This is a genomic window from Oceaniglobus trochenteri (assembly GCF_020529025.1).
In the GTDB taxonomy this organism is placed as follows: Bacteria; Pseudomonadota; Alphaproteobacteria; order Rhodobacterales; family Rhodobacteraceae; genus Oceaniglobus; species Oceaniglobus trochenteri.
On sequence record NZ_JACNMM010000002.1, the window covers coordinates 114,722 to 134,291 of the forward strand.

General features: G+C 65.7%; 19 protein-coding genes. 5 read left to right on the top strand and 14 right to left on the bottom strand.

Annotated features, from left to right (window positions below):
• Positions 1–218 precede the first annotated feature (218 nt).
• Positions 219–1,511, top strand: a complete 1,293-nt coding sequence (locus H7828_RS00770) for an AAA family ATPase (protein WP_226779032.1) — start codon at positions 219–221, stop codon at positions 1,509–1,511.
• Complete coding sequence (locus H7828_RS00775; protein WP_226779033.1) at positions 1,508–2,263, top strand: COG3904 family protein; 756 nt, start codon at positions 1,508–1,510, stop codon at positions 2,261–2,263. Before H7828_RS00770 ends, H7828_RS00775 begins: the two co-directional genes overlap by 4 nt.
• On the opposite strand, the gene H7828_RS00780 is transcribed toward H7828_RS00775, so the two are convergent.
• The 6 genes from H7828_RS00780 to H7828_RS00805 all read right to left on the bottom strand — a co-directional run bounded on the left by H7828_RS00780 (position 2,230) and on the right by H7828_RS00805 (position 6,014).
• Positions 2,230–2,517 (bottom strand): hypothetical protein, encoded by a 288-nt coding sequence (locus H7828_RS00780; RefSeq protein WP_226779034.1) that lies wholly within the window; start codon positions 2,515–2,517, stop codon positions 2,230–2,232. The genes H7828_RS00775 and H7828_RS00780 overlap by 34 nt on opposite strands.
• A 136-nt stretch (positions 2,518–2,653) precedes the next feature.
• Positions 2,654–3,118, bottom strand: coding sequence for a transcription antitermination factor NusB (nusB, locus tag H7828_RS00785; protein ID WP_226779035.1), 465 nt, complete (start codon positions 3,116–3,118; stop codon positions 2,654–2,656).
• The gene (locus H7828_RS00790; RefSeq protein WP_226779036.1) at positions 3,115–3,651 is read right to left on the bottom strand and encodes a 6,7-dimethyl-8-ribityllumazine synthase; all 537 of its coding nucleotides are present in this window, start codon (positions 3,649–3,651) and stop codon (positions 3,115–3,117) included. The genes nusB and H7828_RS00790 overlap by 4 nt, the downstream gene beginning before the upstream one ends.
• Positions 3,652–4,752: a 3,4-dihydroxy-2-butanone-4-phosphate synthase gene (gene ribB / locus H7828_RS00795; protein ID WP_226779037.1), complete on the bottom strand. Its 1,101-nt coding sequence runs from the start codon at positions 4,750–4,752 to the stop codon at positions 3,652–3,654.
• A gap of 55 nt (positions 4,753–4,807) precedes the next feature.
• Complete coding sequence (locus H7828_RS00800; RefSeq protein ID WP_226779038.1) at positions 4,808–5,380, bottom strand: hypothetical protein; 573 nt, start codon at positions 5,378–5,380, stop codon at positions 4,808–4,810.
• Between the two features lie 31 nt (positions 5,381–5,411).
• Positions 5,412–6,014, bottom strand: a complete 603-nt coding sequence (locus tag H7828_RS00805; RefSeq protein WP_226779039.1) for a riboflavin synthase — start codon at positions 6,012–6,014, stop codon at positions 5,412–5,414.
• Positions 6,015–6,200: 186 nt separating this feature from the next.
• Here H7828_RS00805 and H7828_RS00810 point away from each other — a divergent pair, with 186 nt between their 5' ends.
• From H7828_RS00810 to H7828_RS00820, 3 genes are all read left to right on the top strand, one after another.
• Positions 6,201–7,487: a capsule biosynthesis protein gene (locus H7828_RS00810; RefSeq protein ID WP_226779040.1), complete on the top strand. Its 1,287-nt coding sequence runs from the start codon at positions 6,201–6,203 to the stop codon at positions 7,485–7,487.
• A gap of 93 nt (positions 7,488–7,580) precedes the next feature.
• Positions 7,581–8,717, top strand: coding sequence for a polysaccharide biosynthesis/export family protein (locus H7828_RS00815; protein WP_226779041.1), 1,137 nt, complete (start codon positions 7,581–7,583; stop codon positions 8,715–8,717).
• Positions 8,710–10,761: a capsular polysaccharide biosynthesis protein gene (locus H7828_RS00820; RefSeq protein ID WP_226779042.1), complete on the top strand. Its 2,052-nt coding sequence runs from the start codon at positions 8,710–8,712 to the stop codon at positions 10,759–10,761. The genes H7828_RS00815 and H7828_RS00820 overlap by 8 nt, the downstream gene beginning before the upstream one ends.
• Here the strand turns inward: H7828_RS00820 and ribD are convergent.
• From ribD to H7828_RS00860, 8 genes are all read right to left on the bottom strand, one after another.
• A complete protein-coding gene (gene ribD / locus H7828_RS00825) occupies positions 10,729–11,835 on the bottom strand; it encodes a bifunctional diaminohydroxyphosphoribosylaminopyrimidine deaminase/5-amino-6-(5-phosphoribosylamino)uracil reductase RibD (RefSeq protein ID WP_342592275.1) in 1,107 nt (368 codons plus the stop codon). The genes H7828_RS00820 and ribD overlap by 33 nt on opposite strands.
• Positions 11,832–12,299 (bottom strand): transcriptional regulator NrdR, encoded by a 468-nt coding sequence (gene nrdR / locus H7828_RS00830; RefSeq protein WP_226779043.1) that lies wholly within the window; start codon positions 12,297–12,299, stop codon positions 11,832–11,834. Before nrdR ends, ribD begins: the two co-directional genes overlap by 4 nt.
• A gap of 105 nt (positions 12,300–12,404) precedes the next feature.
• Positions 12,405–12,818, bottom strand: a complete 414-nt coding sequence (locus H7828_RS00835) for a secondary thiamine-phosphate synthase enzyme YjbQ (protein WP_226779044.1) — start codon at positions 12,816–12,818, stop codon at positions 12,405–12,407.
• A complete protein-coding gene (locus tag H7828_RS00840; RefSeq protein WP_226779045.1) occupies positions 12,815–13,201 on the bottom strand; it encodes a hypothetical protein in 387 nt (128 codons plus the stop codon). Before H7828_RS00840 ends, H7828_RS00835 begins: the two co-directional genes overlap by 4 nt.
• Positions 13,202–13,286: 85 nt before the next feature.
• Positions 13,287–13,559, bottom strand: coding sequence for an HlyU family transcriptional regulator (locus H7828_RS00845; protein WP_226779046.1), 273 nt, complete (start codon positions 13,557–13,559; stop codon positions 13,287–13,289).
• Between the two features lie 22 nt (positions 13,560–13,581).
• On the bottom strand, positions 13,582–15,585 hold the full coding sequence (gene rpoD, locus H7828_RS00850) for an RNA polymerase sigma factor RpoD (RefSeq protein ID WP_226779047.1): 2,004 nt from the start codon (positions 15,583–15,585) through the stop codon (positions 13,582–13,584).
• A gap of 122 nt (positions 15,586–15,707) precedes the next feature.
• Positions 15,708–17,642, bottom strand: coding sequence for a DNA primase (gene dnaG, locus H7828_RS00855; RefSeq protein WP_226779048.1), 1,935 nt, complete (start codon positions 17,640–17,642; stop codon positions 15,708–15,710).
• A gap of 205 nt (positions 17,643–17,847) precedes the next feature.
• Entirely contained in the window at positions 17,848–19,545 is a 1,698-nt protein-coding gene (locus H7828_RS00860) for a chloride channel protein (protein ID WP_226779049.1), read from the bottom strand.
• Positions 19,546–19,570 lie beyond the last annotated feature (25 nt).

Here is a 19,570-nt window from a genome sequence, read left to right on the forward strand (position 1 = left end):
CCGAGGGAGCTGGCTCTGGCTGGATCGTGGTCCTGCTACCTGGCGCCCACCTGTATACACAGGCTCTCGGGATTTCACACCCAGACGGCTGTGCCGGTCCCGTCGCGCCTTTCCCTTCCTTTTGCGATCTCTTGCCTGCCCGGGGCGCTGAAGTGCGCCGGGGCTTGGGTATTCGGCCTGTCCGCCCCATATTGCGGGAAGGGCCAGAGGGACAGTTGATGGACAGCGAACGGGACATGAGTCGCGCCGAGGCGCAGGGGGTGCGGTATGCGCGCGAGCTTGAGGGGCACCTCGGCTGGCTGGATACCTTTTCGGGTGCGGCGTTGGGGGTGCTGGCGGCAGCATCGGGAATTTACACCTACCTTGGGGTTTCCTCGCTTCTGGACAGTGACGGCGCGCTGAGCGTCTTTGCCGCACTGGCCTATTCCATTGCCGTTTCGGTGGGGATTTTCGTGTTCTGGTCATACCTGATGCGGCTTTTGCCGGCCGTGCGCACGGCGGGCGCGCGGCTTGGGCTTCTGGGGTCGATGGTTCTGGGATCGCTGGCGATCATCGCCATGTCGTCCTGGCTGAACGCCGCGGCGCTGGCGGGGGCGGCAGCGGTGGAGCAGCATCTGGCGCGCACCGTGCAGCAGTATCAGAACGCGCTGGAGCGGGCCAATGCCATCGCCGTTTCGGCGCAGGGGCTGCAACGGGATGTCGCCCGGGTGCGCCAGAGTTTCGAGGACCTTGGCGCGCAGGAGGCCAGCGGCGATCTGTCAGGCTTTGCCGGGCGTGGCACCGTCTTTCGCATCCTGCGCCAGAAATCCGAGGAACTGGCCGCGCTGGAAACCCAGATCGCGAGCCAGGAGCCCCTGGTGGGCGAGGCCTTCACCACCGGCAACGAGATATTGTCGCGGATGCGGTCGCTGACCGTGGAGCCGGGGCCGGTCGAAGCGCGGTCGGTCGAGTTTTCCGAGGAGGCGGTGCGCCTGGCCGGGATCATCACCCGGTTGCGCCAGCTTTCGGTGGCACCGCTGGTGGTGCGGGCGGCGTCCGACCTTTCGGCCTCGGTGGTTCTGCCGCGGCTGGACGGATCGAGCGCGGACATCCAGGCGGGGCAGCAGGCCACCATCGATTCGGTGCTGTCGCTGCTGGGCCAGCGGGCCGACACCCTGCGCGCCGCCGCCGAGGCCGTGAGCGACATGGAGCCGCCCGCCGATACCACCTATACCCCGATTTCCACCGCCGATGCCGTGATCCGCTATGCCGGGAACTTCATTCCCTCCTGGGCCGGGGCGATTGCCATCGACCTGCTGCCGGCGGTCCTGGTGTTCATCCTGATGATCACCCAGGCCGCCATCCGCTCGGGGCGCGACGGGGTGTCGATGGAACAGACCATGACCCTGGCCGAGTTGCGCGCCGCGCTGAGTGCCGCGCGCGACGTGGAATTCGCGCTGGACCGCGCGGCACCGGAACCTGAGCCGCGCCCGCACGTCGGGCCCCAGCCCCTGCGGGACCCGGCGGAATGAAACTGGCCAGCCCGTCCCCCGGCGCGATGATCAAGGGCATCCTGGGGCTGCAACTGGCCATGGCGGGGGCGATGTTCGGGGCCGACCTGCTGGAAGGCTGGCAGGGCCTTGCCCTCACCCCCAAGGCACCGCGGCTGGAGTCGCCGGTGCGCCCGGGGGATCAGACGCGCCGCTATCGCCCCGGCGAGATGCCGGACGGACCGGCCGAGCGGCCCTTTCCCCCGCCCACGGACATGCCCGAGCGGTTGCAGTTTCAGCCCGCCGGCGCGGTTCTGCGCCTGACGGGGGCGATTGCCGAGGGGGACGGCGCGCGCTTTGCACGGTGGCTGGCCGAGACCGAGGCGCCACCAATGACCGTTTCGCTGAACAGCCCCGGTGGATCGGTCGCCGATGCGCTGGAGATCGGTCGCGCATTGCGCGAGGGCGGGTTCGACACCGAATTGACGGCGGGCGACATCTGCCTGTCGGCCTGCCCCTATATCCTGGTGGGCGGGGTGGCGCGCGTGGTGGATAATGCCGCCTATGTCGGCGTGCACCAGCACTATTTCGGCGAGAACACGGTGCAGCCGGCCTTCATGGCGGTGGAGGACATCCAGCGTGGCCAGGGCCGGGTGATGGATTACCTGGACGCCATGGGCGCCGACCCACTGCTGATGCGCCATGCCCTGGTGACGCCGCCGGATGAGATCTATGTTTTCGTGCGCGAAGAACTCGAACGTTACCGGATCGTGACGGGCGCTTCGGACAATTGAGCGGCACCGCGCCCGCCCTGGGGCGGTTCGTCGCGTTCCGCCATCAGCATCACCGCGACGCCGCACTGCACCCCGGCGAAGACGATGCCGTTGAACATGACCAGAAGGCCCACCGCCAGAATGCCCACATCGGAGGCCGCGATCAGCGACCAGAGCCTGGCGACATCGAACCAGAGCAGCAGCGCGACAAAGCCCCCCGCCCAGGCGAAGCCGATCAGGCAATTGCGGATGTAGAAGCGGGCAATCGGGGGCATGGCGCGGCCTTTCGTCGGATTGCGGGAAAGGATAGCGCCGCGCGGCAGGTGATCAACCGGCAAATGGACGCGGGCGGCCTTGAGGGCGGGTGCCTCCGGCGGGAGTATTTTCGGCAAGAAAGAGGGGGCCGTGCGATCAGGCGAAGGCTTCGGGGCGCGCCTCGCGGGCCATGTGATCGAGAACGCCGTTGACGAACTTCGGCTCGCGGCCATCGGGGAAAAAGGCGCGCGCCACATCGACATATTCGGTGATCGCCACCCGCGGCGGGGTTTCGCCGCCGATCAGTTCGGCGCCCGCGGCACGGAACAGGGCGCGCAGGGTCGGGTCGATCCGCGCGATGGGCCACTTGGCCACCAGCGCGCGGTTGGTCATCTGGTCGATCCGGGCCTGGTTGTTGACCGCATCATCCAGCAGGCGGCGGAAGTGGGTGACATCGCCCTCGATCATCTCGTCGCCTTCGTAGGTGGCGCCGAAACGGTGATCTTCGAATTCGGCGCGAACCTTTTCGATGGTGAGCGAGGAATGCTCCATCTGGAACAGGGCCTGCACGGCATAGAGCCGAGAGGCCGATTTCATCTGGCGTTTGGTGGGCGATTTCATGCGTTTGTCGATCCGTCGGTGTCACCGGCCACGCGATAGCTGCCGGGTTGGAACCCGATTCCCTTGGGGCTGCGGGACCATTTGCGCGACAGCGCGACAAGATGCAAGGCCGCAGCCGCCGCACCGCCGCCCTTGTTCTGTTCTCCGGCCCGCACCGCCGCCTGTTCGTGGTTTTCCACCGTCAGGATGCCGTTGCCGATGCAGCAGCCATCCAGCCCCAGCAGGGTGAGCGCGCGCGAGCTGTCGTTGCAGACGGTTTCGTAATGGGTGGTTTCGCCACGGATCACGCAACCCAGCGCGACGAACCCGTCGAAGTTGCTGGTGCGTTGCGCGATGCGGATGGCGGTGGGAATTTCCAGCGCGCCGGGCACTTCCACCAGATCGAAGGTGGCGCCCGCCCCTTCGATGCAGGCCTTGGCGCCTGCCACGAGATCGTCGGCGATGTCCTTGTAGTAGGGCGCCGCGACGACAAGAAGTTTCACCGGCGCGTCGAACGCGGGCATAGGGGGGGTGTAGTGGGCGCTGCCGGCCATCTATCCGATCTCCGAGATTTTGCGGGTGCCGATGATTTCAAGCCCATAGGCCTCGAGCCCGACAACCTTGGGGCGGGGCGAATTGGTAAGCAGGACCAGCTGCGAGATGCCCAGCGACGACAGGATCTGCGCCCCGAGGCCGTATTGGCGCAGGGTCTGGGGAGAGACTTCGTTCTCGGCCGAAAGCTTCATGTGCAGATCGCGCAGGAGGACGAGGACACCGCGCCCCTCGGCGGCGATCATCTCCATCGCGTCGCCGAATTCGCGCGCCCGCCCTGCCCCGCCAAGGCCCACCACATCCAGCAGCGGGTCAAGAGCGTGCATCCGCACCAACACCGGATCGTCGCCCGAAATGTCGCCCTTGATCAGGGCGATATGTTCGGCGCCCTGGGTTTCGTCGGTATAGATGCGCATGGTCCAGTCGCCGCCGAATTCCGAGGTGACCACCTGTTCGCTGCGGGGGCGCACCAGATTGTCGTGGCGGCGGCGATAGGCGATGAGATCGGAAATGGTGCCGATCTTCAGCCCGTGGCGTTGGGCGAAGGCCACCAGATCGGGCAGACGGGCCATGGTGCCGTCGTCGTTCATGATCTCGCAGATCACACCGGCGGGTTTCTTGCCGGCCAGGCGCGCAATGTCGGTCGCCGCCTCGGTATGGCCCGCGCGCACCAACACGCCGCCTTCGCGGGCGCGCAGGGGGAAGACATGGCCGGGCGTGGCGATGTCGGCGCCGGTTTTCGTTTCGTCGATGGCGGTGGCGATGGTCAGGGCGCGGTCATGGGCGCTGATCCCGGTGGTGACGCCTTCGCGCGCCTCGATCGAGATGGTGAAGGCGGTTTCGTGGCGCGATGAATTATGCGTCGACATCAAGGGCAGGCCCAGCGCGTCAAGCCGTTCACCCGGCAGCGTCAGGCAGATCAGCCCGCGCCCGTGGGTGGCCATGAAATTCACCATTTCGGGGGTGGCCATTTCGGCGGGGATCACCAGATCGCCCTCGTTTTCGCGGTCTTCGTGATCGACAAGGATGAACATGCGGCCCTGGCGCGCATCCTCGATGATCTCGTCGATGGACGACACGGCGTCGTGGTAATGATCGGTCATGGCGGCTCCTGCACTTGGGCGGGCAATAGCGCAGGTCAGGCGCGATGACCAGTGCTCAAAGCCCGCGTGCCGTGCCGTTATCGCCAACAAAGAACCGATCCTGGGGCAGATAGGCCGCCAGGCGCGCGGCCCCGGCCCATTCGCGCTCGAATGCGACATCGCCGATCAGGACCACACCGTCGGCCGGCAGGCCACGGTCGTTCAGCACCGACAGCACACCGGCCCGTTGATCGCGCCAAAGCGCGAAGGGCGCCGGTGCCGGGTGGGCGGCGTCCAGCGGTTCGCCAGGCGCCAGGCCATGGTGGGGCGGATGCAGCAGGGCCGTGCGGTCGCAGGCCATGTCACGCAACTGCGCGGCGCGGTCGGCTGGCATCCGGCCACTGGCAAGATGCAGGCGCAGGGCGTTCGAGGAGAACAGGAAACCGATGATGTCACGCCCGCTTGTGGCGCGGACGGTGGCGTAGGTGTGGTAATCGAGCCCGATCTCTTTCGCCCGTGCTACCCGGCGGCGGATCACGTTCAGCGGCAGTTGCGGCAGCAGATCACGCCGTGCCTTGCCCCAGGCGTAGCGGCGAAACCCCTGCCCCGGTTCCATCGAGGGGCCGTTGTTGTGTCCCATGCCGCTCATCGTTCCCTCCGGTCGCTCTTCGCGGGTGCCATCACGCGAACTCCTGCAAACGGGCGACGTAGCGCGCCATGGTGTCGATCTCGAGGTTCACCGCATCGCCGACCGCGACATCGCCCCAGGTGGTGGCCTGCTTTGTGTGCGGAATGAAGTTGATGCCGAAGCTTGCCCCGTCAACCTCGTTCACCGTGAGCGATGTACCGTTCAGCGCGACCGACCCCTTGGGCGCGATGAACCGGGCCAGGGCCTCGGGCGCCTTCAGGGTGACGCGGGTGCTGTCGCCCTCATCGTGCATGGCCGTGATCTCGGCCACGCCATCGACGTGGCCCGCCACGATATGCCCGCCCAGCTCATCCCCAACCTTGAGCGCACGTTCCAGGTTGATACGTTTACCCAGGGGCCAGCCGTTGCGCCCGATGTTGGTGGCACCCACCGTTTCGGCCGAAATCTGCACATCGAACCAGGGCTGCGGCATCTGGCCCAGCGCCACCACCGTCAGGCACACGCCATCGCAGGCGATCGACGCGCCGATGTCGATACCGTCGATATCATAACCGGTGGCGATCCGGGCGCGCAGGTCGCCCTCCTGGGCCACCTGAAGAATGCTGCCGATATCGGTGATTATGCCTGTGAACATGCCGCTCTCCTTGTGTCGCCCAACAGCTAATCCGCCCTTTGCGGCAACTCAAGTGTCACGATCCTGCAAAAACCGGCGCGACAATGCCCTGCCGTTGACATTTAGTTGTCGAATTTCAGGGTAATGCTTGTCAGGACGGGCCATGGTGTCCGACCGGTCAACAATTTCGCCCAAGGAGGGCCAGTGATGGGCACGCCCGCCAAACGCCACTTCCTGTTCCTGCAAGGCCCCCATGGGCCGTTCTTTTCGCGCCTGTCACGGATGCTGCGCGCGGCAGGGGCCGAAACCTGGCGGGTGGGGTTCAACCGGGGCGATCAGTTCTTCTGGCACGATCCGGCCCGCTTCATCCCCTATACCGACCGCCCCGAAGCCTGGCCCGACACCTTTGCCGACCTGGTGGAACGCCACGCCATCAGCGATATCGTCATCTATGGCGATACGCGGCCGATCCATGCCCAGGCCATCGCCCATGCCCGCGCAAGGGGAATCACGGTCCATGTCTACGAGGAAGGTTATCTGCGGCCCTACTGGGTGACGTATGAGCGTGGCGGCTCGAACGGCAATTCGGCGCTGATGAACACCAGCGTGGCACAGATGCAGCACGCCCTGGCCAATGCCGAGCTGGACCAGCCCGAGGCACCCGCGCAATGGGGCGACATGCGCCATCATATCTTCTACGGCGCGCTCTATCATGCCTTCGTCATGCTGGCGAACCGGCGCTATGCCAATTTCCGCCCCCATCGCGCGCAGACGGTAACGCAGGAATTCCGCCTCTATCTCAAGCGGCTGATGCTGATGCCGGTGCTCTGGGCCGACCGGGTTCTGGCCACCATGCGCATTCGCGGCGGCGGCTTTCCCTATCACCTGGCCCTGTTGCAGCTGGAGCATGACAGCAACTTCCAGAAGCATTCGCCCTTCGCCACCTCACGCGAATTTCTTGAGCTTGTGGTCGAGGGGTTTGCCCGTGGGGCGCCCACCCACCACCACCTGGTGTTCAAGGCGCACCCGCTGGAGGATGGACGGGTGCCGCAGAAACGCGACCTGCGCCACATCGCGCGCCACTTCGGGGTCGAGGATCGGGTGCATTACGTGCGCGGCGGCAAGCTGGCCCAGCTTCTGGACCATGCGCGCAGTGCCGTGACCGTGAATTCGACCGCCGCGCAGCAGGTTCTTTGGCGCGGTTTGCCGCTCAAGGTGTTCGGCAATGCCGTCTATGCCAAACCCGAGTTCGTGAGCACCCAGACCATCGCCGAATTCTTCGTGCAGCCGACCCGCCCCGACAGCCGCGCCTACCGCGATTATCGCCACTATCTTCTTGAAACCAGCCAGATTCCCGGCGGTTTCTATTCCACCTCGGGGCGCCGACAATTGATGCGCCAGGTGGTCGACATGATGCTGGCCCCTGATGACCCATATGATGCCCTGAACCGGGGCACAGCGGCACCAAGGCAACAGTTGCGCGTGGTGAAATAGGGCCACGGAACGGCGACAGTAGATTTTCCATCGCCTTTACCGTAGTTTACAAAAAAAACCTGAGGCAGAAACATAGGTCGAGGAGACCGAGCAGTGAAAATCAAGGGATCGCGCTGGGCGAAGTCCGTCGCCCTGGCCGCGCTTGTGGCCACCGTCGCAAGCTGCGGCTTGCCCCGTTCCGGCCCCAGCAAGCAGGAAATCTTCGAAGGTTCGGTACAGCGATCGGGCGACGCCTTCATCGTTACCGTCAACGACCGCGTGACCCGCGCTACCTCTGTCACCCCCGCGCTGGGATTCTCGGGCGCCTTCCTGAACGCCGGCGTTCTGGGGTCGGACACCATATCGCCGGGCGATACTCTGGGCCTGACGATCTTCGAAAACGTCGATGACGGGCTTCTGGTGCCCGAAGGCGCCCCCTCGGCCGTGCTGGAAGAGGTGCAGGTGGATGGATCGGGCTTCATCTTCGTGCCCTATGCCGGGCGCATCCGTGCCGCGGGCAATTCGCCCGAAACCGTACGCCGCCTGATCACCGAAAAGCTCGACAGCCAAACCCCGGACCCGCAGGTTCAGGTGCGCCGCCTTGCCGGCGACGGATCGACCGTTTCGGTTTCGGGCGGCGTGGGCGCGCAGGGTGTCTATGCCATCGAACGGCCCACCCGCACCCTTTCGTCGATGCTGGCGCGGGCCGGCGGCATCGCCATTCCCACCGAGATCGCCCAGGTGACGGTGATCCGCGGCGGGCACAAGGGCCGCGTCTGGTTCGAAGACCTCTACCAGAATCCCCGCCTCGACATCGCCCTGCGCGGCGGTGACCGTATCCTCGTGGAAGAGGATTCGCGGTCGTTCACCGCCCTGGGCGCGACCGGATCGCAGAACCGCGTGCCCTTCGAATCACAGACCATCAGCGCGATCGAGGCTTTGGCCCAGGTGGGCGGCCTTTCGACATCGCTCGCCGATCCGACGGGCGTCTTCGTCTTCCGCAACGAACCGGCCGAAATCGCCAACCAGGTGCTGGGCCGGTCCGATCTTCAGGGGGCGCAACGGATGGTCTATGTCCTTGATCTTACCGCGCCCACCGGCATGTTCGAGGCGCGCGATTTCGCCATCCGCGACCAGGACACCGTCTATGTGACCGAGGCGCCCTATGTGCAGTGGACCAAGGTTCTCAACGCGCTGACCGGCACCGTCTCGACGGTCGATTCGCTCAACAGCCTCGGCTCGGGTGGCTGACGCCTCGCGCCCAGATGACACTGATGCCGCCGGTGGGGTCTCCTCCCGGCGGCTTTTCGTTTACAACGCAGGATTCCTGAGGGCGCGACGCATTCGCCGCATCCTGGCCCTGTCGGGCTGGGACATATCGCTGGGCCTGCCGCGCGAGGGCGACTGGATAGGCGTCTGGGGCAGATCGCCCTATGCCGTCCGGGGCGAGGCCGTGGCACAGCGGCGCAGCACCCCCCTTCTGCGGGTCGAGGATGCCTTCCTGCGCTCGGTCCTGCCGGGGCGCGCGGGTGGTCCGCCCCTGGGCCTGCATCTCGATAGGCGGGGCGCGCATTTCGACAGCGCCCAACCTTCCGACCTTGAGCATCTTCTGGCCACCCATCCCCTGGACGATACCGCCCTGCTGAACCGGGCGCGCGATGCGATCCAGCGGTTGAAACGCGCCCATCTCAGCAAATACAACGCCTTCGATCCCGACCTGCCGGTGCCTGACCCCGGTTATGTCCTGGTGATCGACCAGACCCGCGGCGATGCCTCGATCCGCCATGGCGCAGGGTCGGACTCCTTGTTCAATGAGATGCTGGCCTTTGCACAAATCGAACATCCGGGCGCAAGAATCCTTTTGAAGACCCACCCGGAGACCGCCCAGGGGTTCAGAATCGGACATTACGGCCCGGGGCACGAAGATGCCCGCACCCAACTTTACGCCGATCCCGTATCGCCCTGGGCGCTGCTGGAGGGGGCGATTGCCATCTATACCGTGACCTCGCAAATGGGGTTCGAGGCGATCCTGGCAGGCCACCGCCCCCGCGTCTTCGGCCAACCCTTTTATGGCGGCTGGGGGCTGACCCAGGATGAAAACCCCTGCCCCCGCCGCGAACGCCGCCTGACCCGGGCGCAGCTTTTCGCCGCCGCGATGATCCTCTATCCGGTCTGGTACGATCCGTTTTCCGACCGGCTTTGCGAACTGGAAACCGCTATCGACACGCTTGAGGCCGAGGTGCGCGCCTGGCGCGATGACCACGCGGGCCACGTCGCCAGCGGCATGCGGCTGTGGAAGCGCCGTCCGCTGCAACGGGTCTTCGGGCGCCAGAAACGCCTGATCTTTCGGGACGACCCGGCCGAGGCGACAGAACTGGCGCAGCAAACCGGGCGCGGCCTTCTGGTCTGGGCCGGGAAAGAGGATGAAGCCCACCAAGGCCGCATCCGACGGGTAGAAGACGGCTTTCTGCGCTCGCGCGGGTTGGGGGCAAACCTGGTGCCGCCGCTGTCGTTGGTGGCCGACGATCTGGGCATCTATTACGACCCCACGCGCCCCTCGCGGCTGGAGCATCTGATCGCCGCCTCTGTCCACCTGACACCGACAGAAATCGAACATTCTGAACGGCTGATACGCGACATTTGCACGCTTAAACTATCAAAATACAACATTGGCGCAGGTGACTTTCCGCATTTGGAAGCAGGCCACCGCATCCTCGTTCCCGGCCAGGTCGAGGATGACGCCTCAATCCGCAAGGGCTGTGGTGACTGCGCCACCAACCTTGACCTGCTGCGCCGCACGCGCGAGGCCAACCCCCAAGCGGTGATCCTCTACAAGCCGCACCCGGATGTCGAAACCGGTCTGCGCGCGGGCCGGATCGAACCGGAAACCGCCTTGCTTTACGCCAGCCAGATCATCACCGGCACCGATCCCGTCGCGCTGATTTCCGAGGTTCACGAGGTTTGGACCATGACGTCGCTTCTGGGGTTCGAGGCGCTGTTGCGGGATGTGCCTGTCACCACCCTGGGCGCGCCGTTCTATGCCGGTTGGGGGCTGACGCGCGATCTTGGCCCGGTGCCCGAGCGCCGCACCGCCCGCCCCAGCCTGGCGCAACTGGTGCATGCCACGCTGATCGGCTATCCGCGCTACCACGATCCGGTCACCGACATGCCTTGCCCCGCCGAGGTGGTGATGCAGCGCCTTGCCACAGGCACCGTTCCGCGACCCGGACCGGCCAATCGGCTGTTGTCGAAGGCACAGGGCCTATTGGCCAGCCGCGCCCATCTGTGGCGCTAGGCGCCATTCGGCCAGCACATTGCCCCCGACATCGCGCAGGCCGTGCAGCCTGAAGCGCGGTCCATCCGCCAGCGCCGCAAGCCCGAGATTGCCCAGCGATGGTCGCCCCTCGGCCCCCAGGGCCAGCCCCGCGGTGAACCCGATCAGCCGGTCCACCAGCCCCGCCCGCAGCAGGGAGGCCGCAAGCGCGCCCCCACCCTCGCAGAGGATGCGCGTCAGCCCCGCCTGCGCCAGCGTCTGCAAGGCCAGCGCCGGATCAACCGCGCCGTCGCCCGGAACCTCGAAGGTGCGCGCGCCCAGCCGCTGCCAGGGTGCCGCATCGGCGCCCGGCCCATGGAGCAGCCACAGCGGCACCTGCTGCGCCGTGCGCGCCAGCCGTCCATCCAGGGGCAGGTTCAGCCCCGCCGACAGGACCACGCGCAGGGGCTGCGTTACCGCGCCGTAGCCCCGCACATCAAGGCTGGGGTCGTCGGCGCGGGCAGTGCCGCCGCCGACCATCACCGCGTCATGGGTCATCCGCATTCCGTGAACCGCGCGGCGGGCCGCAGGGCCGGTGATCCAGCGGGATTCGCCACTGGCGGTGGCAATGCGTCCGTCAAAACTGCTGGCCAGCTTCAATGTCACCATGGGGCGCGACCGGGTGATGCGCGACAGGAAGCCGGCCTGATCCTCGCGCGCCTGACCGGCCAGAGTGCCGACATCAACCGCGACACCCGCCGCCCGCAACAGCGCAAAACCGCGCCCCGCCACGCGCGGATCGGGATCGCCAAGCGCACAGACGACACGGGCGATGCCCGAAGCGATCAGCGCTTCGGCGCATGGGGGGGTGTGGCCGTGGTGGGCGCAGGGTTCAAGCGTGACATAGGCCGTCGCACCCCGCGCGCCGCTGCCCGCCTGCGCCAGCGCGACGGTTTCGGCGTGGGGGCGCCCGCCCGGTTGCGTCCAGCCGCGCCCAAGGACGCGCCCCTCGTTCACGATAACACAGCCGACCGCCGGATTGGGCCAACAGCGCCCCAGCCCCCTTCGCCCAAGGGTCAGGGCATGGCCCATATGGCGCCGGTCGTCGGTACTCACGCCTCGGGGGGGAGGTTCGGGCGCAGTTCGCTGACGAACTTGTCGAAATCGTCTGCGGCCTGGAAGTTCTTGTAAACGCTGGCAAAGCGGACGTAGGCCACGGTATCGATCCGGGCCAGGCTTTCCATCACGATCTCGCCGATCACCTTCGAGGGGATGTCGGTATCGCCCAGGGATTCCAGCCGCCGCACGATGCCCGAGATCATCTGGTCCATCCGCTCAGGTTCGACCGGGCGCTTTTGCAGGGCGATGCGGATCGAACGCTCCAGCTTGTCGCGGTCGAAATCCTCGCGCCGGCCGTTGGTCTTGATGACCACCAGGTCGCGCAGCTGCACCCGTTCATATGTCGTGAACCGACCACCGCACGCAGGGCAGAAGCGCCGCCGCCGGATGGCCACATGATCTTCTGCAGGGCGAGAATCCTTCACCTGCGTATCGACATTTCCGCAAAACGGACAACGCATCTATCTTGTTTCCTTCCCGCCTGTTCCCACCGCGGTTATAGGCCAGCCGCCAAACCTTGGGTAGTGGCGATGATGATCACAAGATGTGGGTGTTGCACGCGGGATTCACTGCAGCGCGGCGGCCACCTGCCGGTGATGCGGGGCATCGCGATGTTCGAAAAGGTAAAGCCCCTGCCAGCGCCCCAGAACCATGCGCCCCTCACGCACCGGAATGGCCAGGCTGACCGGCATCATGGCCGCCTTGATATGGGCGGGCATGTCGTCGGGGCCCTCGTAGGTATGGGTAAGATATCCCATCCTCGGGTCCGAGGTGGGCGGCACGAGGCGGCTGAAAAAGGCATGCAGATCGGTCTGCACCTCGGGGTCGGCGTTTTCCTGGATCAACAGCGAACAGGAGGTGGGGCGCACGAAAAGCGTCAGCACACCGTCGCCCGCGACCCATTGCGCCACATCGCGGGTGAATTCGTAAAGCCCCTGCCCCCGCGTCGCGATCTCGAAGGTGGTGTGGCGTGTCGTCATTCGTTCAGGAACAGTTCCCTGTCGCACAGGCTGCGGGCGTGGGCGATCGAGATGCCACCGCCACCCTTGGCCCCGACGACGGCCAGCCCGGTCTTGCGGGCCGATTGATCGGGCGACAGCGAAAACACGATGCCCTCCCCCGACCGGCGCGGCGGCTCGGACACGCGATAAAGCGTTGCCGTGGGGGATTGGTTCAAAACCCTCTCGGCATATTCACCGGCGGCGCACCAGAAGGCCCTTGCGCCCGACTGGCCGCGATAGGGCACTTCGATGGCCTGTCCATCGCCGCTTACCACAAGACCGTTGCTGGCCTGAAAGGCCACGGCCGGGGCGGCAAGGGCGCCCGAGACCAGGGCAAGGAAGACAAGAGCGGATCGACGCATGGCATTTCCTTTCGCTTTCCCGGTGAGATGGGGCCGGCACGCGCAGGATCAAGCCCGCGCGCCGAAACGTGACCGCGCCACGGGATCAGTCGAACAGCCGCTCGCCCTGTTCGTCGATCATCTGGCGCGCCTTGGCGGCCGAGGCTTCGGCAGCCACATCCGCGCTTTCCAGCGTGTCGGCCCGGATCAGGCGGTGGCTTTTCAGCTCGCCGCCGATCTGCTTTTCGATCCTTGCGCTGACCCGCCAACGCGATCCCTCGTTGATCGGTTCGGGATAGATGGTGAAACCCTCGTGGGTTTCCGGCGGGTTCTTCGCGGGGCTCTCCTTGCCGCCGAACAGGCGTGACCACAGGGACATGGCGCCCTCCTCTTGATCCGGGTTACTGGTCCAGGAACGACCGCAGCTTGCGCGACCGGCTGGGATGTTTCAGCTTGCGCAGCGCCTTCGCCTCGATCTGGCGAATACGCTCGCGGGTGACGCTGAACTGCTGGCCCACCTCCTCCAGCGTGTGATCGGTGTTCATGCCGATGCCAAAGCGCATCCGCAGAACCCGCTCCTCGCGCGGGGTGAGAGAGGCCAGAACCCGCGTGGTGGTTTCCTTCAGGTTCTCCTGAATGGCGGAATCCAGCGGCAGGACGGCGTTCTTGTCCTCGATGAAATCACCAAGCTGGCTGTCCTCCTCATCACCGATGGGGGTTTCCAGCGAAATCGGCTCCTTGGCGATCTTCATCACCTTGCGCACCTTCTCCAGCGGCATCTGGAGCTTTTCGGCCAGTTCCTCGGGCGTGGGTTCGCGGCCGATCTCGTGCAGCATCTGGCGACCGGTGCGCACCAGCTTGTTGATGGTCTCTATCATGTGCACCGGGATGCGGATGGTGCGGGCCTGATCGGCGATCGACCGGGTGATCGCCTGCCGGATCCACCAGGTGGCATAGGTGGAGAACTTGTAACCTCGGCGGTATTCGAACTTGTCCACCGCCTTCATCAGGCCGATGTTGCCTTCCTGAATGAGATCAAGGAATTGCAGCCCGCGGTTGGTGTATTTCTTGGCGATGGAAATCACCAGGCGCAGGTTCGCCTCGACCATTTCCTTCTTGGCCTGGCGGGCCTCTTTCTCGCCCTTCTGAACCTGCTGGACGATGCGGCGGAATTCGGAAATGTCGACACCGACATACTGCCCCACCTGGGCCATCTCACCGCGCAGCTCGTCCACCTTGTCCGAAGAGCGTTCGATGAAAGCCTGCCAGCCGCGGCCCGACTTCTCGGCCATCTTCTCCATCCAGGTCGGGTCAAGCTCGTAGCCGCGGTAGGCGTCGATGAATTCGCGCCGGTTGATGCGTGCCTGGTCGGCCAGTTTCACAAGGCTGGAGTCGATCGACATGATCTTGCGGTTGATGCCGTAAAGCTGGTCGATCAGGGCTTCGATACGGTTGTTGTGCAGATGAAGTTCGTTCACCAAGAGCACGATTTCGCTGCGCAATTTCTGATACTGCGCCTCGGCGTTCTCAGTAAAGCTGTCGTCTTCGTTCAGGGTCGCGGACATCCGCAGATCCTGCATTTCCGACAGCTTGGCATAGTCGCGCGCGATCACGTCAAGCATTTCCAGGACACGCGGCTTCAGCGCGCTTTCCATCGCGGCCAGCGACATGTTGGCCTGTTCGTCGTCATCGTCATCGTCATCGACCTTCGAGATCGGGTTGCCGTCGGCATCCAGTTCGGGCTGGTTCGATTCCTCTTTCGTCGCCGCCGGCGCGGCGCCCGCAGCGGCGGTGTTCAGGCCGGGCACGACGGGTTCGTCGTCGTCATCCTCGCCCATCGAGCGGCCGAAGGTCGTCTCAAGGTCGATGACATCGCGCAGCAGGATGTCCTCGTTCAGCAATTCGTCGCGCCAGATGGTGATGGCCTGGAAGGTCAGCGGGCTTTCGCACAGGCCCAGGATCATGGTGTTGCGGCCGGCCTCGATCCGCTTGGCGATGGCGATCTCGCCCTCGCGGCTGAGCAGTTCGACCGACCCCATCTCGCGCAGGTACATGCGCACCGGGTCGTCGGTCCGGTCCAGCTTTTCGGTTTCGGAGCCGGAAAGCACCACGTCGCGCGCGCCCGAGGTCGTCGTCAGCTCGGTCGCGCCCTTGGTTTCCTCTTCCTCGGCCTCTTCGCCCTCGATGATGTTGATGCCCATTTCCGACAGCATCGACATCACGTCCTCGATCTGCTCGGAAGACACCTGTTCGGGCGGCAGAACCTGGTTCAGCTGATCGTAGGTGATATAGCCCTTCTCGCGCGCCTCGGAGATCATTTTCTTGACCGCGGCCTGGCTCATGTCCAGGCCTTGGTTGTCCTGATCTTCCTGCTTGTTGCGGTCGTCGGTGTCTTTGGCGGCCATCCGGCACTCCTTCCACGGCGAAAACGATTCGCGGGTGGGGCGAATCATCCATTGCGAATCAATGATTCGCAACCCCTGCTTAACCTGTACTGTTTACCGTTCTCTCACCGAGAGTCACGGTCTTACCCTGATGTATTGCCCTTGTTGATCTGCGCCAGCAGCGAATCAAGGCGCAAACGTTCATCGCGGCTGATTCGTGCGCCGTTGGCACCGATCTCGAACTCGGTCCTGTCCTCGTTCTGGGCGCGCTCGGCGCGGTTGCGCGCCTCGGCGGCCTGGCCCAGGCGCCAGGTGGTGCCCTCGTCTCCCATGGCCTCGGCGTCGCGCACCGCCTCCTCGATCTCGCGGCGTGCGCCCCGGCGGGCATGCAGCTTGCTCATCTCCTCGGCCACGCAAAGCGCGGCAACCTCATCGTCGCCCGGACTGCGCACAGCCGGGCAGAGCGTCACATGGCGCGGCTGGAACAGCTTTTCAAGGGGCCCAGGGCCCAGGCTGCCTTCCAGCGTGGCGCGCAGGTCCTCCGCCTCCATGTGGCGCAGAAGGGCATCTGCGATGCGTGTATGGTCGGAATCGAGGAATTCCAACCGCTCCAGCGCATCCTCGAACTGCGGAATGATCGCCGGATGGGTCAGCAGCACCGCCAGGATCACCGCCTCGCGCAGGATCTCGTCCATGGTCGAATTGCCCTGCGCCAGCAACGAGGCCCGCGTCGTGGGCGCGGCGGCCTCGGGGGTACCCTTGGGCTGCCAGACCCGCCCGCCGGCGGGCTTGCGGGTGTTGAACAGCGCCCAGCGTTTTTCCTTGATCGCAAGGCCATAGTGGCTGCGGATGAAGGGATCGGCGATCTTGCCGATGGCCGCGCGCAGCGACTTGTCCAGCGCGGCGCGCCGTTCCGGGCTGTCGAAGGTGCCGCCTTCGGTTTCGCGCTGCCACAGAAGGTCGACCATCGGCTGCGCCCGCGCCAGAAGCTTCTGCATCGCCCCCGCACCCTGGGATTTCAGCAGGTCGTCAGGGTCCAGCCCCTCGGGCATAAGGCAAAACCGCAGCCCCTTGCCCGCCTCAAGCAGCGGCAGCGCCACGTCGATCACCCGCATCGCGGCCCGCAGACCGGCGGTATCGCCGTCCAGTGCGATCACCGGTTCATCGGCGATCCGCCACATCAGGCGCAGCTGATCTTCGGTCACGGCGGTGCCAAGGGGGGCGATTGCGGCGGGAAAGCCGGCCTCGGACAGGGCGATCACGTCCATGTACCCCTCGGCCACGATCAGCGTGCCGCCCTTGCCGGCGGCCTCGCGGGCGGGGGCGAAGTTGAACAGGCTGCGCCCCTTGTCGAACAGCGGCGTTTCCGGCGAATTCAGGTACTTGGCCTTGTCCTCGGGGTCCATCGCGCGGCCACCGAAGGCAATCGCCCGCCCCTGGGCATCGCGTATGGGAAACATGATCCGGTTGCGGAAGGTGTCATAGGGCTTCTTGCCCTGGCGCGACGGTTTGGCCAGCCCGCATTCAAGGATGAGTTCCTCGGAAATGCCCTTGGCGGTCAGCGCATCCCACAGCGATTGCCAGCCTGCGGGCGCAAAGCCGATCTGCCAGCGTTCCTGCGCACCGGCATCAAGGCCCCGCCCGGCCAGGTAATCGCGCGCCTCGCCCCCCTGCCCCGTCTTCAGTTGCAGGCGATAGAATTGAACCGCGGCCTCCATGACCTCGACAAGCTGGGTGCGCTTGTCGGCCTTCTGCTGGGCCTGCGGATCGCGGGCGGGGATCGGCATTCCGGCCTCGCGCGCCAGGATCTCCACCGCCTCCATGAAGCCGACATTCTCGGTTTCCTTGACGAAGGAAATCGCGTCCCCCTTGGCGTGGCAACCAAAGCAGTAGTAAAATCCCTTGCGGTCATCCACATGAAAAGACGCGCTTTTTTCCTGATGGAAGGGGCACGGCGCCCACATGTCGCCCTTGCCCTGGTTCGACTTGCGCGAATCCCACATCACCTTGCGCCCCACCACCTGAGACAGGGAGGTGCGCGTTCTGAGTTCGTCGAGGAATCCGGGGGGCAGGCTCATGGGGGTGATATTGGTGCAAACAGGGGCAGTGTCGAGTCTCGATTGCCCGATTACCCGGGCCTGCGCCCGGGATGCACGGGCGATCGGCCTTTCGGCAGCGGGTTTAAGGGTTTCTTAGCAGACCGGGCGCATCATCCGTCGGAACTGTCCGAACCTTGCGTGTCGATTGGGGAAGTGCCGCTTGATTGCATTGATGCTCTGCCTGTCACGAATGTTCTTCCGCCGCCGTCGCCGCCAGCGCGCGGTTATAGGCGCGCAGGGCATCGACGTGGAACAGGGCGCCCAGAATCTCGGGCGCCTCGCCCGACGCGCCCGTTCTGACCACCGGCAGGAAGGGGCGCCCGGTTTCCTCGAACATCGGCAGGGCGGTTTTCAGGGTGGCGTTGCCTTCCACCATGTGCCCCGCCTCGATCGCTTCCCAGATGCCGTCGTCTGGTGCGGCGCGGGCATCGTCCGGCTTGCGCATCACGTTGGCCACCCGGAACATTCCCAGAAGATAGGCCTGCGGGCCCTTGGACAGGGCGATGTTGCGCTGCTCCAACTGGGTCAGGAAATACGACCTGTCCACAAGGCGCGAGGCGATGGCGGTGGAAAGCGACACCGCCGCCATCACCGCAAGCCCGGTCTGCCAGTCGCCCGTCAGTTCGAAAACGATCAGCGTGGTAGAAATGGGCGCGCCCAGAACGGCAGCGGCCACCGCCCCCATCCCCGCCAGCGCATAAAGCGTTTCCGACCCGCTGACATCGGGAAAGACCGAGGTGGCGATCATCCCGAAGGCCAGCCCCGTCAGCGCCCCCACCATCAGCGACGGCGAAAAGATCCCGCCCCCCATGCGCCCGCCCATGGTGATGGCCACCGCCACCGTCTTGATCACCGTGAAGACGATCGCCTGCCACAGCAGCAACTGACCGGTCAGCGCAAGCGAGGTGGTTTCGTATCCGACACCGATGATATGGGGAAACACGATGGCCAGCAGCCCCAGCAGCGCGCCCGCCAGCATCGGCCTGAGCGCGCGATGCAGCCCCATGGCCGCCTGGAGCCTGTCGCCCACGGCCTCGGCCCAGAAATTCACCCGCATGAAAACCACGGCCACCAGCCCGCAAACCAGCCCCAGGATCAGGAAGGCCGGCAGTTCGACATAAAAGGCCAGGATGCCGTCGTTGCCCAAGGCAAATTCGGTCACATCACCAAAGGCCAGCCGGTTGATCACCGTGCCCGCCGCCGAGGCGATAAAGATGGGGGCGATGGCGTGAACGGCAAAGTGGCGCAACACCACCTCAAGCGCGAAAAGCGCACCGGCGATGGGCGCGTTGAAGCTGGCCGATACCGCCGCCGCAACGGCACAGCCCAGCAGATCGCGCCCGGTGATCCCGTCAGCCTTGATCAGGTTGCTGGTCCAGGCCGAAATGACGGCGGCCAGGTGAACCACCGGCCCTTCCCGCCCCGAGGACCCGCCCGTCGACAGCGTGATCAACGATGCCAGCGCGCTGGCCAGCCCGGCGCGTTTCTCGACCCGCCCGTCGCGCAGGGCCGCGCCCTCGATCACGTCGGCCACCGCCCGCACCCGGGCATCTGGGGTGAAGCGGTGCAGGATCAGCCCCACCACAAGGCCCCCCAGGATCGGGATGATGAGAATCCAGTACCACTCCAGCGTGCGGGCGAAGCTGTGAAGCCGGGTGATGTCGTCGGTGCCGTAAACCGCGGATTGCAGCGCCGTGATCGCCTTGCGAAACCCCAGTGCCGCCAGCCCCGAGGCCACGCCGACCGCCAGGGCGATGAACCAGAACTGCACCTGCCCCGGCCCGCGATGGCGCAACAGCTCCCAGCCGCGCGACCAGGTCGTCACGGCCGCGCGCAGCTGGCCGATCCGCGGCGATGTCGTCGTTTCCGCCGGGCGCTCCATGCCCCACCCCGATTCCACTGTCCTG